Origin of the sequence: Hufsiella ginkgonis (assembly GCF_009834915.1) — a bacterium.
Taxonomy (GTDB): Bacteria; Bacteroidota; Bacteroidia; order Sphingobacteriales; family Sphingobacteriaceae; genus Hufsiella; species Hufsiella ginkgonis.
The window spans coordinates 162,609-179,884 of the sequence record NZ_WVHS01000003.1 but is presented as its reverse complement, the minus strand read 5'-3'; the positions used below and the strand labels follow the sequence as shown (position 1 = coordinate 179,884).

The 17,276-nt window shown below is 52.4% G+C and carries 12 protein-coding genes and 1 riboswitch; of the genes, 4 read left to right on the top strand and 8 right to left on the bottom strand.

Annotation, left to right across the window (positions count from 1 at the left end; genetic code table 11):
- The first annotated feature begins 62 nt into the window (after nucleotides 1–62).
- Both GS398_RS13180 and GS398_RS13175 read left to right on the top strand, forming a co-directional pair.
- Nucleotides 63–1,004 (top strand): heme-dependent oxidative N-demethylase subunit alpha family protein, encoded by a 942-nt coding sequence (locus GS398_RS13180; protein WP_160907271.1) that lies wholly within the window; start codon nucleotides 63–65, stop codon nucleotides 1,002–1,004.
- Nucleotides 997–1,836, top strand: a complete 840-nt coding sequence (locus GS398_RS13175) for a helix-turn-helix domain-containing protein (RefSeq protein WP_160907270.1) — start codon at nucleotides 997–999, stop codon at nucleotides 1,834–1,836. The genes GS398_RS13180 and GS398_RS13175 overlap by 8 nt, the downstream gene beginning before the upstream one ends.
- On the opposite strand, the gene GS398_RS13170 is transcribed toward GS398_RS13175, so the two are convergent.
- The 5 genes from GS398_RS13170 to GS398_RS13150 form a co-directional block, all read right to left on the bottom strand.
- Nucleotides 1,833–2,918 carry a DUF3810 domain-containing protein gene (locus GS398_RS13170; RefSeq protein WP_160907269.1) on the bottom strand — a complete coding sequence of 362 codons (1,086 nt, stop codon included), beginning with the start codon at nucleotides 2,916–2,918 and terminating at the stop codon, nucleotides 1,833–1,835. The two genes, GS398_RS13175 and GS398_RS13170, sit on opposite strands and share 4 nt — an antisense overlap.
- Before the next feature lie 61 nt (nucleotides 2,919–2,979).
- Nucleotides 2,980–3,186, bottom strand: coding sequence for a hypothetical protein (locus tag GS398_RS13165; protein ID WP_160907268.1), 207 nt, complete (start codon nucleotides 3,184–3,186; stop codon nucleotides 2,980–2,982).
- Between the two features lie 164 nt (nucleotides 3,187–3,350).
- Nucleotides 3,351–6,131, bottom strand: coding sequence for a M14 family metallopeptidase (locus GS398_RS13160; RefSeq protein ID WP_160907267.1), 2,781 nt, complete (start codon nucleotides 6,129–6,131; stop codon nucleotides 3,351–3,353).
- 73 nt (nucleotides 6,132–6,204) lie between these two features.
- A complete protein-coding gene (locus GS398_RS13155; RefSeq protein ID WP_160907266.1) occupies nucleotides 6,205–6,909 on the bottom strand; it encodes a Dph6-related ATP pyrophosphatase in 705 nt (234 codons plus the stop codon).
- Between the two features lie 164 nt (nucleotides 6,910–7,073).
- Nucleotides 7,074–9,008 (bottom strand): TonB-dependent receptor plug domain-containing protein, encoded by a 1,935-nt coding sequence (locus tag GS398_RS13150; RefSeq protein WP_160907265.1) that lies wholly within the window; start codon nucleotides 9,006–9,008, stop codon nucleotides 7,074–7,076.
- A gap of 181 nt (nucleotides 9,009–9,189) precedes the next feature.
- Nucleotides 9,190–9,385: riboswitch (cobalamin riboswitch) on the bottom strand.
- 45 nt (nucleotides 9,386–9,430) lie between these two features.
- Here GS398_RS13150 and GS398_RS13145 point away from each other — a divergent pair.
- Nucleotides 9,431–10,675: a serine hydrolase gene (locus tag GS398_RS13145; protein ID WP_160907264.1), complete on the top strand. Its 1,245-nt coding sequence runs from the start codon at nucleotides 9,431–9,433 to the stop codon at nucleotides 10,673–10,675.
- A 21-nt stretch (nucleotides 10,676–10,696) separates the two neighbouring features.
- Here the strand turns inward: GS398_RS13145 and GS398_RS13140 are convergent, their stop codons facing one another.
- The 3 genes from GS398_RS13140 to GS398_RS13130 all read right to left on the bottom strand — a co-directional run bounded on the left by GS398_RS13140 (nucleotide 10,697) and on the right by GS398_RS13130 (nucleotide 14,773).
- A complete protein-coding gene (locus GS398_RS13140) occupies nucleotides 10,697–11,815 on the bottom strand; it encodes a Gfo/Idh/MocA family protein (RefSeq protein WP_160907263.1) in 1,119 nt (372 codons plus the stop codon).
- 100 nt (nucleotides 11,816–11,915) lie between these two features.
- Nucleotides 11,916–13,253 carry a glycoside hydrolase family 88/105 protein gene (locus GS398_RS13135; protein WP_160907262.1) on the bottom strand — a complete coding sequence of 446 codons (1,338 nt, stop codon included), beginning with the start codon at nucleotides 13,251–13,253 and terminating at the stop codon, nucleotides 11,916–11,918.
- Nucleotides 13,254–13,324: 71 nt separating this feature from the next.
- On the bottom strand, nucleotides 13,325–14,773 hold the full coding sequence (locus GS398_RS13130) for an APC family permease (RefSeq protein ID WP_160907261.1): 1,449 nt from the start codon (nucleotides 14,771–14,773) through the stop codon (nucleotides 13,325–13,327).
- 241 nt (nucleotides 14,774–15,014) lie between these two features.
- Between GS398_RS13130 and GS398_RS13125 the strand changes: the two genes are divergently transcribed.
- On the top strand, nucleotides 15,015–17,225 hold the full coding sequence (locus GS398_RS13125) for a sodium-translocating pyrophosphatase (protein WP_160907862.1): 2,211 nt from the start codon (nucleotides 15,015–15,017) through the stop codon (nucleotides 17,223–17,225).
- Nucleotides 17,226–17,276: the final 51 nt, after the last annotated feature.

The window sequence follows — 17,276 nt, the reverse complement described above, 5'->3', positions numbered from 1 at the left end:
CAAATTTTCCCCGCCTGCCGGTATTTGATTTTATGTATCTTACTCATTATTCTACCATGAAGATGAGATACCTTCCGTTCCTGAACGGGAAATATAGTGTGGCTCCCGGCCTGCAGCAATCTGACAAGGCAGCGATCCCCGCAGACCGCCAGGTTTTCCAGGTCGACGATCAATATATGGCATGGCTTGGCAATAAACGCCGCTGCCGGCAAGAAGACATCTATAAATATTACCATGAATCGGCGCTTCCGCGCGAAACGGCATCGGCCATAAACCGGTACCTCGCAAACCAGCTGGCGGCCGAACACCCGTCGGTATTCCGTTTCGAACAACAAGCAGGTTCTTTTTCGTTTTCAAATCTCCTTACGGGCGAAAGTTTTAGCTGGGGCGACGATTGGATCGCTCTCCCGCACGATACCTATGTGAACCTGTTCGACGCCCTCGCCTGCCAGGTACAGGAAGATGTGCTCATCTGCCAGCTGCACCAGGACAACGATCATATGGCGGCCATTCACCTGTGTGCGCCCAATCATTGGGAACCGGGCGATAAGATCGGCAAACGATTTTCGTATATCCACCATGCCGTACCTGGTATGGAGAAGCTGAATGCCAGTTACTTCAGCATCCTTAATGCCGCGGTGCATAAAGGCCCCTTCACACGCTTTGCCTGGGGGTTGTCTACTGATACGTATCTCAACCATCATCCTGTTGCTCCGCCCGGCGCCGATGCCATAGGGTGGCAGGGCCGCGCATTCGGGCCTGGTGTTAACGAGATCTATGTGCGCACTGAACGGCAAAACCTGGTGGGCTTCCCAGGCCGGGAGGCGTTCCTGTTTACCATCCGTACGTACTTTTACCCGGTAAGCACCCTCTCCCGCGAAGAACGTGCCGCGCTGATGCGCGCTATCGGCGATATGTCGCCCGCCTCTTTAGCCTATAAAGGACTCGCCGGGAGCCTTCCCTGGCTCCGCACTCACCTTTTACCCACCACGGCCAATGCCTGAACCGGTCGATCCCCGCTTCAAACGGGTTGCGCCTTCGCCGGAACTGGCGGCTATAATCGAGTGTTACTGGATCATCATTTCTGATGATGCCACACCGGCAGAACAGAAGATCATCCCCGATGGGTTTGTCGAGATCATTTTTCACCTGGGCGATCCTTACGTCATCCGCCTGAAAGATCGCTGGGAGGAACAACCCACCGCTTTGCTTGCCGGGCAGATCAGCAGGCACTTTATGCTGAAAAACACCGGCCGCTCACACATGGTGGCCATCAAATTAAAACCGACGGCAGTATATCACCTGTTCGGGTTAGATATGCACCTGCTAAAAGACCGCGTGGCAGACCTGCACCAGGCGATTAAAGGAGATCCCTTCCGGCACCTGGAAACGGTGTTAAGGGACACGCCCGGTCACAGGGAGGTTACCGGCCTGCTTAACGATTGCTTTAAAAAGTTACTTGCAGACAGCGACTACCGTCCAGGCCCGGCAGATCGTGCGGTTGAGCTGATCACCGGCAATCACGGCATGATATCCGTCAGTAAACTGCTTCCTGGCAGCGGCACCGGCGAAAGACGGCTCGAATACCTGTTCAGGAAAATGGTAGGCCTCTCCCCAAAGTTGTTCGCGCGGATCGTCCGGTTCAATTATATCTTCAGCCTGGTGGATGAAGAAGAAACAAACTGGTCTGAAATAGTATACAAAGCCGCATTTTTCGACCAGTCGCATTTTATCCGGAATTTTAAAGCGTTCACCGGCGAAAATCCCTCCGCGTATGCTTTCAGGGAAAAGAACATCGCCAATTTTTTCCTTCAGCCAAAGCAAGGCGACAGTTAATGGCCGGGCCTGTTTCTTTTGTACCACGCGATCACCAATTTAACCATGCGGTTATAGGTTTGCAGTCCTTCAGGCTGGTTGTTTATCTTAAGGTACTGTTCGTACATCAGGCTGCTCAGGATCCCTGCTTTTCCGCGGAACCGGCGCCAGTACTCCCGTTCGGCCTTCAGGTCTTCGATCACTGCGGGCGAAATACAGGGTTTTAGTTCATTAAACGCCGTGGTGTCCCGGTTACGCAACTCGGCCATAAACTCCTGCATCCCCATATAATAAGCCGAATATTTCAGCAGGCGCTCATCTGAGGATACCCCTGCCAGGAATCCGCCGAAATTGGCCTCATCCTCCGCATTAAACCCGATCTGGTGCGACATCTCGTGGCAGGCTACTACCGGCCGTGTGTATACCGGCATCTCATAATTGAGCTGGGCTTCTGAAGTAAACGGGTTATAATAACCCGCCGTACCCATGTAGTTCATAAAGAACGTAAGCATCGAGGGTTTTACCGTGGGAAAATACGTTTTGAAGCGTGCATCGTGGCTGCCCAGCGCTTTCATGGCTGCCACGGCATTGCCGAAGATCTGCCGGTTATCCTGCTGCAGGTCTGAAGGCTTTAACCGGAGCTTGACCGCGTTGGCGCTGTCGATCAGGATGGCTGCCACGCGGCGGATGTCTTCGCGGGAACAGCAGCTATCCTGCAGACCAAGTCTTACAGCGGCCGGCGGCCTGAAATAATTGAGTCCCCAGAACAAGTAAAACACCAGGATCCCCGCCTGTACCCCTATCAGGGTTTTCAACACCAGGCGACCCGCCTCGCGAAACTTCTTTGTGAATAATCTTTTCAACAATTTACCCGCTATCACCACGAGCCACAACACCGTAGCGATGTACAGGAGGTCACCTACACTTACCGGGATAAAGTTAAAAATGGCCTGTGTAGCGGTGGCGATCACCGGGTAAATCTCCTGCGAGTAATACTGCTCCACAAACAGCGGGGCATGCCCTGCGGCAACTACCAGGCCATATAATAATAACAGGCTAACGATGGTCAGGAGCAGCCTGCTGGTTGAAACCGATTCTTTCATTATAGCATAAAAAAAGCCGGATGCATACATCCGGCTCTGTTTTTTTCAACAAGCAGCGTGCTTACCAGCCAGAGCCTTTTTTTGCTGCTCCGCCTGCAATATGCTCTTCAGCTTTCGCTTTCGAAAGGATCGCAGCCATTTTGTTCCCAGCGCCATCAGTACCGGTAGCGATGTATCTACCAGATTTAACGTCGATCACAGGATCAACCATAGGAACGTTTTTTGTTTTTGTCTTTACCGAATAAGCGGTGATTCCATTTGTTGCCATAACAGGTTTTTAAAGGTTAATATAGTTTGTTGTGTACCAGGTCTTAATTACTCAAAGTGGTAACAATAAACAAGTATAGCAGTTTTTCAAACAGAATTTATTTCTGCCTAACAAAATTTATCCACATATCAACGTTTAAAGGCTTTTCCGGCAGGTTCTGGCGATTATTTGGCTTTTGAAGCTCCGTAGAGCTGGTTAAACAACAATTTAAAGGTTCCGTGAGGCTGCGCCCTGAAGGTGATTTCAGGTCCGAAAGCGTATAATTTACCGGCACCGATGGGTGCCTCGAACGCGGCGACCCCATCTTTCAGGTACGATTGCCCCCACGCCCAGCCGCTGCGCAGCGTCTTGTCTGTCGCATACCAGGCAAGCGTTTTAATGCCAGCGGCTTCTGCGCCGGGCTGAAGCTTAAATACGGGACTGCTATCGAAAACCACATCGGCTACTTTGTCCATGCCCCATTCGGCCGGGTCCGTGCTGGCAAGCGTTACCTGCATAATACTTCCAGGGATATAGAACTTCTCGCCGGGTAATGGCCGGTCTTGTCCGTTAACCGTTTCGGTAAGGGCGTCTTTTACGGGCAGTTTGAGGTGATAAGCCAGGTTGCTGCTGCTGCCGATGGCCACTACAGAGCCGCCGGCTTCCATAAACTTCTTCAGCTCCGGCACCGATTTTTCGGCCGTGATCGAGCCGGTCATCTTCTGGAACTCGGCAGGGATCTCTACCCTTGCACCGCCAAAAGCACCGCCGCCTCCGCCACCAAAGCCGCGTCCGCCGCGAAGCGAAGGGATGCCGCCCGAAGCGAATACGATCACATCATATTTATCTTTCAGGTTACCGCCGTCAATCTCCTGCGGATAGATCACCGTGAACGGGAAATGATATTGCTCAAACATCCAGCGGATCCATCCGGAAGGCATTGAGCCCCCGTAGGTGTCCCATAAGCCGATCCGCAGCGCGGTGACCCTAACGGCACCAGCCGGTTTTTTGGCCGCCGCATTGGCACGTACGCCCAGGTCTGCCGCCGATCTCAGGAGCGATGTTTTCGCAACGGCAGAAGCCGGGATAAAGAAAGCACCGGCATCAACACCGGGTTGCGCCGCAGAAACACGGTATACTTCGGCGCCTGCCTTTAGCAGGTCGTTTACCGCGATAAAGGCGTTATTCACCTTAGGGCTCAGCAAATACCCCGCTTTAGCCGAGGCAGCTACCGTTTCTTTCGGCGCGGCCAGCAGCTCGCCATAAGGCGTTGCGGTAAAAGGTCCGTCTAGCGCATCGAGGATCCGGTCAAACTGCACCCCCATCTGGAAAGCCAGGGTCCAGCCCGCCGCATCGTACGGACGGATCGGCGGCCCCCCGGGGTACTGGAAATCGTTCGGGTGGTCCTGCGGCTCGAACATGTCGAGCACATGCGGACGGAACGCCTGGTCGGTTTTTACTATGTATGATCCCGCAGGATATTTCTTGCCGGCCACGGTAAACGCGGCCGTGGCCTGGTGTACGCGAACACCGGTAGCGATCAGCGTGTTCAGGAACTTTACCGCGGTAGGAAAATCCGCCTGGTCAGCGGGGACTACGTAGGCGCGGGCATCCCGCAACGCAGGATTTTTAAGTACGGCATCAAAATACTTTACATTCATGCCGCCCCGGCCGCCGAAGCCACCGGGACCCCCTGCTCCTTCAGCACCTGCCGCAGGCGCAGGCTGACCTTCGCGCGCAGCTACTTTAATCTCTTCCACCCTTTTGGGTGAAAGCGTCCAATAGTCCCTGCTGCCGCGATCGATGGAATTCTTAGCCATCTTGTACATATTAAACAGCACCTCGTCGTGGTAGCGGACCGCGTAATCGATCACGGCGTAATTAAGCGATACCGAGTAATCGATCGACTGGCGGTAATGCCATACCTGCGGCGTTACCGGGTTAGGTGTAGCACTGTTCGGCTCCAGGCGGTCGGGCACCAGCGGAACCTCGCTTGGTGTAGGGCTGCCGATGATCTCGGTAAGCAAACCCAGCATGTTGTGAAAATACGTGGTGGTGCGCAAGCCGCCGTTCCACCAGGTAGAAAAGGTAGAGCCCGAGCGGGACGTATAACCTGGCTTCCCTTCGAGGTTCACCCGGTTGTTCATGGCGGCGCCGATGGCATCGAGGCTGGTTACCAGGAGCGGATCGAACACGAAGTTGAACGGATCGCGGTACGGGGGACCGGCAACCACCGATCCTGCGGGACCCGCCTGGTGGTGGTTGTACACGATCTGCGGCAGCCACTCGAGGTACAGCTGGCGGTTAATGTTTTTCGACTCCTTCATGTTCATCATGTAGAAATCGCGGTTGTTATCATGCCCGATGTATTTCTGGTAAAGACGCGGAACCTGGCTCAGCGAGCGCTTCAGCGGATCTTTCTCTTTCATATACCAGTTGGAGATCAGTTCCTGCCCGTCGGGATTGGCATGTACCATCAGGATGATAGCGCCATTGAGCAACCGCAGGGTTTCCGGGTCCTTACGGCTTACCAGCTGCCAGGCGGTTTCAATTAACTGGTGCGCACCAACGGTCTCATTGGCGTGCAGGCCGCCGTCGATCCATACCACCGTTTTTCCTTCGGCAGCCAGCGCCCTGGCCTGCTCGTCTGTAAGACCTTCGGCGCGTGCCAGTTTTTTTGAGATTTCGCGGTAGCGCTCCAGGTTCTTGATGTTCTCCGGCGATGAGATGATCATCATAAACTGGTGCCGTCCCTCTTCGGTAAGGCCGATGTCGACCATCTTAGTACGGTCAGACGCGGAGAGCTTTTTAAAATAAGCCTCCGTTTGCGTAAAGTTCGCAAGATTGTAGTCATCGCCGATAGAGAACCCGAAGTGTTCTTTCGGTGACGGGATGTTTTGCGCCGATGCCAGTGTAGTAATAAACAGCAGCATGAACGCCAGTGAGCTCAGGTATTTGTTGATCATAAAGTTTGGGGTTTTTCAGCCATGATTTAAGTTATCCGTTAAGCGTATAACCTACCCAAGCAAGATACAATTTCTAGAGATACAGGTCAATATAGCTAAAGCCCGCGCGGACGGCCGGAGCCTCCTGCAAACGCACGCCGAGCGGACGAAAAACGACTTCCCCGGTTCTGAAATCAACCGGCCGGTTAAAAACGGGGCCGTCAAAACAGAAGGTATGAAACTCGCCGTTCTCGCCGCAGGGATCTGCGTTTACGGGGAGCATCGCTATAAAATCCTCGTTTATTTCAATTCCAAGGCTGTTTTCAGAAAGTACCGCGGTATTTATGCAACAGGTCACCGTGCGAAAACCGGCCCGAAGGAAATCGCGGATGAGCTTGTCTGTTGGTTTTTTCCAAAGCGGGTAGACGCCGGTTATATGGTGTTCCGAAAGTATCTTGTCACGATATTGTTTCAAATCTTCGAGGAATATATCCCCAAAAGCAACATGATTGATACCCTCTGCCCTGAGCCCAGCAAGCACCCCGTGGAGTTGTTCTTCGTACGCAAGGTTGGCCGGTTCGTTCGGAACCCACATTTTATCGAGCGGCAGGCCCAGGTTTTCCGCCTGGCGGTCCAGCAGTTCTTCGCGCACGCCATGCATAGAGATGCGTTTGAACTCAAGGTTAAGAGTAGTGATAAGACGTACTACTTCCAGCCCGGGATGCTCCTGCCGGATATGGTGTAACGCGAAGGAGGAATCTTTACCTCCGCTCCAGAAAAGGGCGACCGGTGTTTTCATCACTCAGATCCTCCTCCGATCTCCTGGCCGCTCCCTCCAAAGGGGGGTTAAGTTTTTGTCTGCCATCATGATTTGATTCATCTTAAGACCTAACCGTTATTGCGCCATGGCGCTTATCCCGCCGGACGGGGCGACGAAGACCGGGGAGGAAAACCTGCGTATTACTATTTAATCGTGTACTTTACTCCTGCATTAAAGTTTCTGCCGGCGGTGGTATATCCCTGCCATTCCGTATAACCTTCGTCGAAGATATTCTTAATATCGGCAAAAACCACCAGCGCAGCCGTCGGCTTCAGCTGGAGATAGGTATCCAGCAACGTGAAAGCATGCTGGTTGGTGTTCACTACAGGATAACCAAACGGATCTAACCGGCTGCCGGTATATTTATAGATCAGCTTTGCCGAAAACAGCTTACTGAATTCGTAACCCGCATTTGCGCCGAACGTCTTCTCCGGGCGGCGGAGCAGGTAGTTAGTTTTCGCGCCGGCCGCATCGGTGCCTTCGCCTTTTACGTAGGCAAACCAGCCTTCCAGTTTAAAGCGATCGGTAGGCGTAACCGCTACTTCTGCTTCCAGGCCTTTGTCGTGCTGCTTACTGCCGTTGCGATAGGCAGAAGCAAAGGTAACCGGATCGGTGTAAAAGTAGATCAGGTTTTTAGTATCGCGGATAAAACCGGCCACGTTTAGCTTCAGCTTTGACTCAACCAGTTCCAGTTCGGTACCTGCCTCGTAAGAGGTGGTGGTTTCGGGCTCCAGGCCGTTCGGGTTCTTATATTCGGATGTTAAGTGATAAAGCGAAGGCGCCTTAAACGCGGAAGACGCGCTTACAAATACCTTGTAGCGATCTGCGATCACGTATGAGGGGTTCACCGTATAGGTGTAATTATTACCGTACTGCGAGTGGTGATTGTACCTGCCGCCCAGCTCTGTGTTAAAACCAGCGGCTTTGAGAAAGAAGCTGGCATAACCGCTAAAAATATTGTTATTGGCATCGTCGGCTTTTAAGTAGCTGTTAAACGGACCGAAAGAGCTCCTGGATTCGTAAGTCTGGTCTGTTTCCGAGCGGCGGTAGTTAACGCCTGCGGTGAGGCCCAGCGCCGGGATGAACTGCTGGCTCAGGATAGCTTCAGAATAGGTTACTCTTCCTTTGTTGTCCTGCCGGCTGAAACTGGTGCCGGTACCCGGGTTTGTAAACTGGTTGCGTACGTTATTCTGGTTAAAGATCAGGTTTATAGTCCCCTTGGGCAGCGCGTAAGCGGCATTTAATCCGCCGAAGAACGAAGAGTTCTTAGCGGTATAATCCTTGTCATCGGCAAAGGCACCGGCATCCAGGTCGAATTTATTCCAGTTAAACTGTACATTTCCCTGCAGCGAAAGCTTGTCCGTAAGCTGTTGCCGGACGTGCGTAGTAAGCGCTTTCTGGTTAAACCCATCTTTATCAAAGGTGCTCTCATCGCCTTTGGCGGAAGAGAAACCATCCGAATTATTGTTGGATACATTTAGTGAAACGGCCGTTTTGCCCGAAGTTCCGCTTACGCCGAGCGCCTGTTTAAAGGTCCCGTAAGTGCCGCCTGTAAGCAGCAGGTCGGTATGCACATCTTTCGAAGGCTGTTTAGTAATAATGTTCACCACCCCTGCCACAGCGTCAGACCCATATAAGGTAGAGTTGCCCCCTTTCAGGATCTCGATACGCTCCACCTGGTCGATGGCGATCGAAGAGATGTCGTACTCGCCGGTAATCCCGCCTGCATTATTCGCAGGGATGCCGTCGATAAGCACCAGGGTGTTGCCGGATGCCGCTCCCAGGGTAAAGAGTGTAATATTGGATCCCGGCGCGTTGTGCCCGCCCGAAAGCTGTAAACCCGCTACGTTGTTCAGTACGTCAACAAGCGTTCTCCCCTGGCTGGCCGCGATCTGTTTGGCGTCGATCACCTTCACGACCTTACCGATCTCTGATTGTTTTTTGGGTGAACGGGTAGCCGTTACCACCACTTCGTCCAGTTCCCGTGCAGGTCGTTCCTGTGCGTGGGCTGCTGTACTCAGCAGCGCCAATTGTGCAAACCCCAGGCTTGCAGCAATTACAATTTTTTCTTTTTTCATTTAATCATGTGCCTTTTAACGGCAATGAAGCTTGCATGAGCTTATCCATTTGGATTTTTAGCGGTATGCTCATGCAGGTTTCATTTTGTTGTGAGTAAGCCCACAGCAAACAGAAGGATGGCGGAAATGAAATATACGGAAAGCATATGTTCATCCTAAGCTTCAATCCCCGAAAGCTATGAATTAGTTCAGGCTCCTGGCAGGTCTTCTGACTTACTCCCGGTGAGGTCCTGCCTTCCCGCCCCGCCGGCGGCAGGACAGTGACAATAAGAATGGACGACCGTTAAACGGAGAACACAGCAGCGGGACTGTCCGGGATTCGCACCCGGTTCCCTTTTAAGTCCGCATTTGCGGACACCAATAGCGCCGCAAAGGTAGCAGAACATTCCTCACAACGATAAAAATTCTCTATATCTTCGTTTATGATGCGGATTTTCCTCTTATTATGTATGCTGCCAGCCATGCTACCTGCCCAGAATAAAACCGACAAACGCTTCCTGGAGAAACTAATGAAGGCGCACCCGGACGAATTTGGCGGCATTCTTTCCCGCCCGGGAAACAACGAAGTGCAGATCCTGTACACGCAGATCAACCGCGATTCGCGGAACGTGCCTCATTTTAAATCATTCGGCTATCACCCCGATCCTTCCTGGTATTTTTACCCGGCGAGCACCGTGAAGCTCCCTGCAGTGATCTTCGCCCTGGAAAAGATCAACCGCCTTAAAATTCCGGGGCTTTCGCGTACCAGCGTCATGATCACCGACAGCGCCTTCGCAAGGCAGACGCGGGTAAACGTAGACAGCACCGCGGCAAACGGCCTCCCCTCCATCGAGCACTATATCAAAAAGATCCTGCTCACCAGCGATAACGACGCGTTTAACCGCCTCTTTGAATTTATCGGCCGTGCGGAGATTAACGAAAAACTACGGCAGAACGGCGCCGTGCACAGCCGTATCCTGAACCGTTTGGCCATCGGCGATGCCGGGGAATCCGCCAGGCATACCAACCCCGTCAGTTTTTATACCGGCGGAAAGCTTGTCTACCGGCAGGAAGCCCAATACGACGCAACAGACTACCCGCTGAAATTGCAAAACCTTTCACGCGGTACTGGTTATATGGACGCCAATGATAAACTGGTGAACGAACCCTACAGCTTCGCTGACAAGAATGTTTACCCCATACAGGACCAGCAGCAGGTGATGAAAAAACTACTCTTCCCGGAAGCGTTCCCCGGGAAGGAGCGATTCAATCTCACCGCCGGCGATTACGAGCTGATCTACCGGTATATGTCTATGTATCCCACCGAAAGCGATTTCCCAAAATACGACCCGAAAGCATTCTGGCCCACCTATGCCAAAATGCTTTATTACGGCCGGGATAAGAATGCCTTGACCGATCCCAACCTGCGCATCTTTAATAAGTACGGCGATTCATACGGGTACGTCATCGATAACGCCTACATCGTCGACTTTAAAAACAAGATCGAATTCCTGCTCACCGTGGTCGTCCAGTCTAATGAAGACGGGATCTATAACGACAATAAGTATGAGTACGAAACGGTTTGTTATCCGTTCATGAAGAATATAGGGCAGCTGATCTACCAGCTGGAGCTGGAACGAAAGAGAAAACACATACCGGGGCTGGATAAATTTAGTTCGGTAAGGTGATCGGGGTTATAAGCAGGCAGCCTACAGCTTCAGCATCACCTTCTCCCCCGTCTTTACCGCCTCGTAGATCGCGTCGATGATCTTCAGGTCTTTCAGGCCCTCTTCTCCGTCGACCGGGATGGGCGCAGATTTGCCTTCGAGCAGGATGCCTGCGAACTGCTCCATTTGCTGAGTCTGGTGGGTTATATGGGGGCTGGTCAATTCGCCCTTATGTGTTTTACCCTTTAGCGGGCCGTAGCCGGTGGACGGCACCATTTCAGCAAAGCCCTTTTCCCCCGTTAAGAAAAACCGGTCGAGGTTGTTCATATTATAAGTTGAGAGGCAGGAAGCCACCGCGCCCGACGGGAAGCCCAGCTGGAACTGGATAGTTTCGTCGATCCCGGCTTTAAACTTTACCGGGTCGGTTTTCGTTTCCTGTGCGGTTACCCAGATCGGGTCTTCGCCCAGCATGTATCTTGCACCATTGATGGAGTAAACGCCTATATCCATCATCGAGCCTCCGCCGGCGAGCTGTTTATTGAGCCTCCACTGGGTGGGGTCTCCTATCCTGAAGCCGCTGAGCCCCTGGAAAAAGCGGATCTTGCCGAATTCTCCGGCCTGCCGCATACGTACCACTTCGAGCGTTCTCGCTTCGAAATGCAATCGATAGCCTACCAGTAATTTCACGCCCGCTTTCTTACAGGCATCGATCATGAGCTGCCCGTCTGCTGCATTCACTGCCATCGGTTTCTCGGAAATCACGTGTTTACCGGCGGCTGCAACCCGTACGGCATAGGGACGGTGAAGTGAATTGGGCGTGGTGATATAAACCGCGTCGATGTCGGGATTCGACTTAAGCGAATCGAAGTTTTCATAGGTGTAACAGTTCTTTCCGGGAATCCCGAACCTGTCCTGCCAATCGGTGATCTTCTCGGGCGTACCGCTTACCACGCCTACGATCTTCGCCTTCACACACGATTTCATGGCATCGGCAACGCGGTTAGCGTAGCTGCCCAGCCCCATCATGGCGACGCGAAGAACGGGCCCATCGTAGGGTTCATGACTTATGGCATCGGCAGCCCAGCTTTCAGTTACAGGTGCCATGGGCAATACGATCGCCGAGGCGGCTAATTTCTGGAGGAAGTTGCGGCGGGTTTCCATTGGTTCGTTCGTTTTAGGGTAGTTAAGAGCCGGAAGGCCGGTTAAACGCTAAAATACAAATATATACGTCACTTCTACCGTGTCCTGTCACCCCGCCAGGCTATTTCCTCCTCTCAAACTCCAAACTCGCCAATATAAACGGCCCGATCGCTTTCCCCTCATTTTGGGTAACCGTTACATCCTTACCACAGAGATAATAATTGATCGTACCCGTTCTTGATCTGTCTTTTGCCGGTCCTAATCCCGCTGAGGCGCAGGATTGCGTTATCGACAACTCCCCGTTACTTTCTTCACGGATAAAGTTGGTCAATAGTCCCAGGTAGGCTTTTTCCGCTACCGGGAGATAAGTTCCCCGGTCGAGCACTTTCAAACGGATTCCCTTCAGATAAGCATAGGTAAACATCGACGATGCCGAAGATTCCAGGTAATTGCTCTTATTTCCGCCGTTAAACGTTTGCCCCGCCACCAGGTCGCCTTTATTGTCCGCTATCATTCTACCGTCGTATTGCAGGAGCTGGTACCAGCATCCGCTCGTTTTATCCTGGTAACGGGCAAGCCCTGCCGCTACCTGGTTAACGATGCTTTTTAGCGTATCATAGCCGGGGCGTTCTTTGGGCATCAGCTCCAATACATCGACCAGGGCCGCGAAGTACCAGCCCATTCCCCTGCCCCAGAACTCCCGGGAACAGCCCTTGAACGGCCCGCTTTTACGAGCCCAGAAAGAGTTTTCGTCGTCCGGGTCGGCGCTCCAGGCGTGGTAGTTGAGCTGCTTTTCGGTGTCGTAAGTATATCTGTGGATGGTTTTGAACTGCAGCGTGATGTCGTCCCACGATTGGCGGTTGTCCTCATCACCCGTTTCCTTTCCAAACACGGTCTGCCAACCCGCATACATCGCCGGGCCCATATATAAGCCGTCGAGCCACATCTGGTTAGGGTATTGCGCTTTATGAAAAAAACCGCCGGTGCCGGGTTTTCCTGCGCTGATGCGGCGGTGGTCGTACTTCAGCTTGTTCCTGAGCACGGTTACGCATGTTTTATAACGCACCGCATCGGCTTTATTGCCTTTTTTTAACTCGGTTTGGTAAAGGGTAAAAAAGATCCTCCCGGCGGCCAGGTCGTCGATGTTGCTTACGCCGACGCCCACGGTATCTTTTCCCTGGAGGCAGTGGTCGGCATACGCCTTTACCACCCGGTAGTATTCCGTTTTCTCCGGGTATTGTTCCCAGGCTTTCAGCACGCTGTAAGCTACCAAACCGGGTACATAATCCCAATGCGCCGTTGCCAGCTCTTGTTCGCCGCGGTTACTGAAAAACCGCTTCATGGCACGGTTCTCTACCATCTTTTGGGAGTAAGCCGGCTGTTTGTCGGGCTTCCTTAAAGACGGGGCGCAGGCAAGCAGTCCGGACGCTAAGAGGCAAATAAGATAGTGGTGCTTCATAAGGTATCAAATAGGATCAGTAAGATACCGGAGAACCGGAACGACTCCGGCATTCCTTCAATCCTAAGTTGTTAAACCGTCGTACTCCCCTTCGGTTTCGAAATAAAGTAGATCGGCAGCCCTATCAATACGATGATCAGCCCCGGCCAGGTATATTCCGGTTTAAACTTGATGAGCAATGCACAGAAAGCCAGCCCCATCACGATGTAGATTGCGGGAAGCACCGGGTAAAGAAAAGCTTTATAAGGCCGTTCCGCATCGGGACGCTTCGCGCGAAGGATGAAGATCCCGGCTATGGTTAACACATAAAAGATCACCACTACAAAGGAGATCATATCCAGCAGGTTACCGTATTGCCCGCTGAGGCATAGGATGGCAGCTACCAGGCATTGCGCCCAAAGCCCGAATTCAGGCACGGCATGTTTATTAAGCTCTCCCGCTTTTTTAAAGAACAGGCCATCTTTCGCCATCGTGTAGTATACCCTGGCTCCCGAAAGAATGAGGCCGTTATTACAGCCGAAGGTAGAGATCATGATCATTACCGCGATTACGATGGTGCCCATATCGCCAAAGATCACCTTGGATGCGTCGACGGCTACCCGGCTTTTTTCGGCGTTCACGATATCATTCAGCGGAAGCACCGCGGTATACATGAGGTTGGCGAGCACGTAGATAATGGTTACGATCAAAGTACCCAGGAACAGGCTGAGGCCGATATTACGTTTTGGGTTTTCCATTTCGCCGGCGATGAAGGTCACGCTGTTCCAGGCGTCGCTGCTGAATATCGAACCCACCATCGCGGCAGCAACGGCACCGATAGCGGCGATGGCGGCATATTCTGTAAAGGACCCGTCCTTGCTTAACCCCCGCAATTGCCAGGCATCGGCCCAGTTGGCCTGCCATACTTCCGGTTTCATTAGTATGAAGCCGAAGATGATGAGACCAAAAAGGCTTAACAGCTTGGTAGAAGTAAAGAATGTTTGAATGAGCTTACCGCCTTTTACACCTTTGGTATTTACATAGGTAAGAAATACGATGAGCAGTATCGAAACGATCTGCGCAGCGCTGATGGTAAAAAACTTGCCCGCGCCGGCGGCATCCACACCGGTTTGGAAACTTAGTATAATATTGTCTTCGCTGAGCGGCGGAAAAATATACGCGGCGAACTTCGAAAACGCAACCCCTACCGCAGCGATCGTGCCCGTTTGTATGACCGCAAAAAAACTCCAGCCATATAAGAAGGCGATAAGTGAGTTATAGGCTTCTTTCAGGTATACGTATTGGCCGCCGGCTTTCGGGAACATCCCGCTCAGCTCGCCATAGCTCAGGGCGGCGGCCAGCGTCATAAAACCTGTGATCAACCACACAACGATCAGCCACCCGGCCGAGCCTACATAACTGGTAATGTCTGCCGCCACGATAAAAACGCCGGAGCCGATCATGCTTCCCGCCACTAAAAGGGTACCGTCGAGCAAGGTGAATTCCCGCTTCATCGCGGTTGGTTCTGAAGGTTTGGTCATGTTGTTGGGTTTAGGTTGAGAATACGAATATATCACTTTTAGTTATCAGTACCAGTGATCAGCGTTCAGTTTGATAACGACAGGCAACGATATAAACACCCGTAACGCGGATCACTGAAACCGATAACTGGCAACTGAAAACCGGCAACTAATAAATCACCAATAAATTTGATTAATCCGTTAAGCCTCTTATTTTTGGCCTCTTATCAAAAAACTAATCGATATTAACTAATACTACATGATGGAGTTTTTACAAACTAATTTAATTTATCTGATCCCGGTGTTTGGGGTTGCGGGGATTTTAGTGATGCTGGCAAAATCGGCCTGGGTAACCAAACAGGATGCGGGAGATGAGAACATGAGAACCCTTGCAGGTTACATTGCCGACGGTGCGATGGCCTTCTTAAGGGCCGAATGGAAAGTACTTTTTTATTTTGCGGTAATTGCTGCCATCTTATTAGCATGGTCGGGAACGCTGGTGGAGACCTCCAGCCCGGTCATCGCCATCTCATTCCTTGTCGGGGCCTTCACTTCCGCTTTCGCGGGATACATCGGCATGAACATCGCCACGAAAGCGAACGTACGCACCACGCAAGCGGCGCGCACCAGCCTGGCAAAGGCGTTAAAGGTTTCTTTTACCGGCGGGTCGGTGATGGGCTTCGGTGTGGCCGGGTTAGCGGTACTTGGCCTCGGGTCTTTATTTATCGTATTCTACCATATGTACGTGGTTAGCCAGGGCGCCGATGTGAACGGCCCGGCCATGGAAAAAGCGCTGGAAGTACTGGCGGGCTTTTCGCTGGGTGCGGAGTCGATCGCCTTGTTCGCGCGCGTAGGCGGCGGGATCTATACCAAAGCAGCCGACGTAGGCGCCGACCTGGTGGGCAAAGTAGAAGCCGGTATCCCGGAAGATGATGTGCGTAACCCTGCTACTATTGCCGATAACGTAGGCGATAACGTAGGTGACGTTGCCGGTATGGGCGCCGATCTTTTCGGCTCGTACGTGGCTACTATCCTCGCCACCATGGTACTTGGCCAGGAAATCGTTTCAAACGACAACTTCGGCGGCATCGCGCCTATCCTGCTGCCGATGCTGATCGCGGGGTTAGGACTGATATTCTCAATCGTAGCGGCGTCTTTTGTAAAGATCAGGAACGAAACAGACAGCGTGCAGAACGCGTTAAATATAGGCAACTGGTCGTCGATCGTGTTAACGGCCATCGCCTCTTATTTCGCGGTCCAATGGCTGCTGCCGGATACGCTTACCATCAGGAATGTACCGTTCACAAAGAACGACGTATTTTTCTCCATCCTGGTAGGTCTCGTGGTGGGAACGCTGATGAGCATCATTACCGAGTATTATACGGCCATGGGTAAACGCCCGGTTCTATCTATCATTAAACAATCTTCTACCGGCCATGCGACCAATATTATCGGGGGCCTTTCCGTTGGGATGGAGTCCACTGTGTTACCGATCCTGGTACTGGCAGGCGGTATCTACGGTTCATTTTATTTTGCCGGCCTCTATGGGGTATCTATCGCCGCGGCAGGCATGATGGCCACTACGGCGATGCAATTGGCTATCGACGCCTTTGGCCCCATAGCCGATAACGCAGGCGGGATCGCCGAAATGAGCCAGCTGCCCGAGGAGGTGCGTCACCGTACGGATAACCTGGATGCCGTAGGGAATACCACGGCAGCGACAGGTAAAGGTTTCGCGATAGCTTCTGCCGCCCTTACTTCGCTCGCGTTATTTGCCGCGTTTGTGGGTATAGCAGGGATCGACAGCATCGATATCTATAAAGCCGACGTGCTCGCCGGCCTGTTTGTAGGTGGTATGATCCCCTTTATTTTCTCGTCGCTATGCATCTCGGCAGTAGGCCGTGCCGCTATGGACATGGTACAGGAAGTACGCCGCCAGTTCCGCGAGATTCCGGGCATTATGGAGTACAAGGCGAAACCGGAGTATGAAAAATGCGTGGCCATTTCCACCAAGGCGTCGATCCGCGAGATGATGCTGCCGGGAGGCATAGCCCTGGTAGTACCGTTGATCGTTGGCTTTACCTTCGGCCCCGAAGTACTGGGCGGATTACTGGCGGGTGTAACGGTTTCGGGCGTACTGATGGGTATGTTCCAGTCAAACGCCGGCGGAGCCTGGGATAACGCCAAAAAGAGTTTCGAAAAGGGTGTGGAAATTAACGGGGAGATCTTCTATAAAAAATCGGAACCCCATAAAGCCTCGGTAACCGGCGACACTGTGGGTGATCCTTTCAAAGATACGTCCGGCCCGTCTATGAATATCCTGATCAAGCTGATGTCGATCGTATCGCTGATCATCGCGCCGCACATTCATGTAAATTTAGCGGAAACCAGCGCCATCAAACCCGAAGTGCGTAAGGAAGTGCGCGTAAAAGAGGTTAAAACAGCTATGATTTCGGCGGGTAAGCTCAGATAACGTAACAATTCACCGTAATACAGGGGATCAGCTTTGATCCCCTTTCTTTTT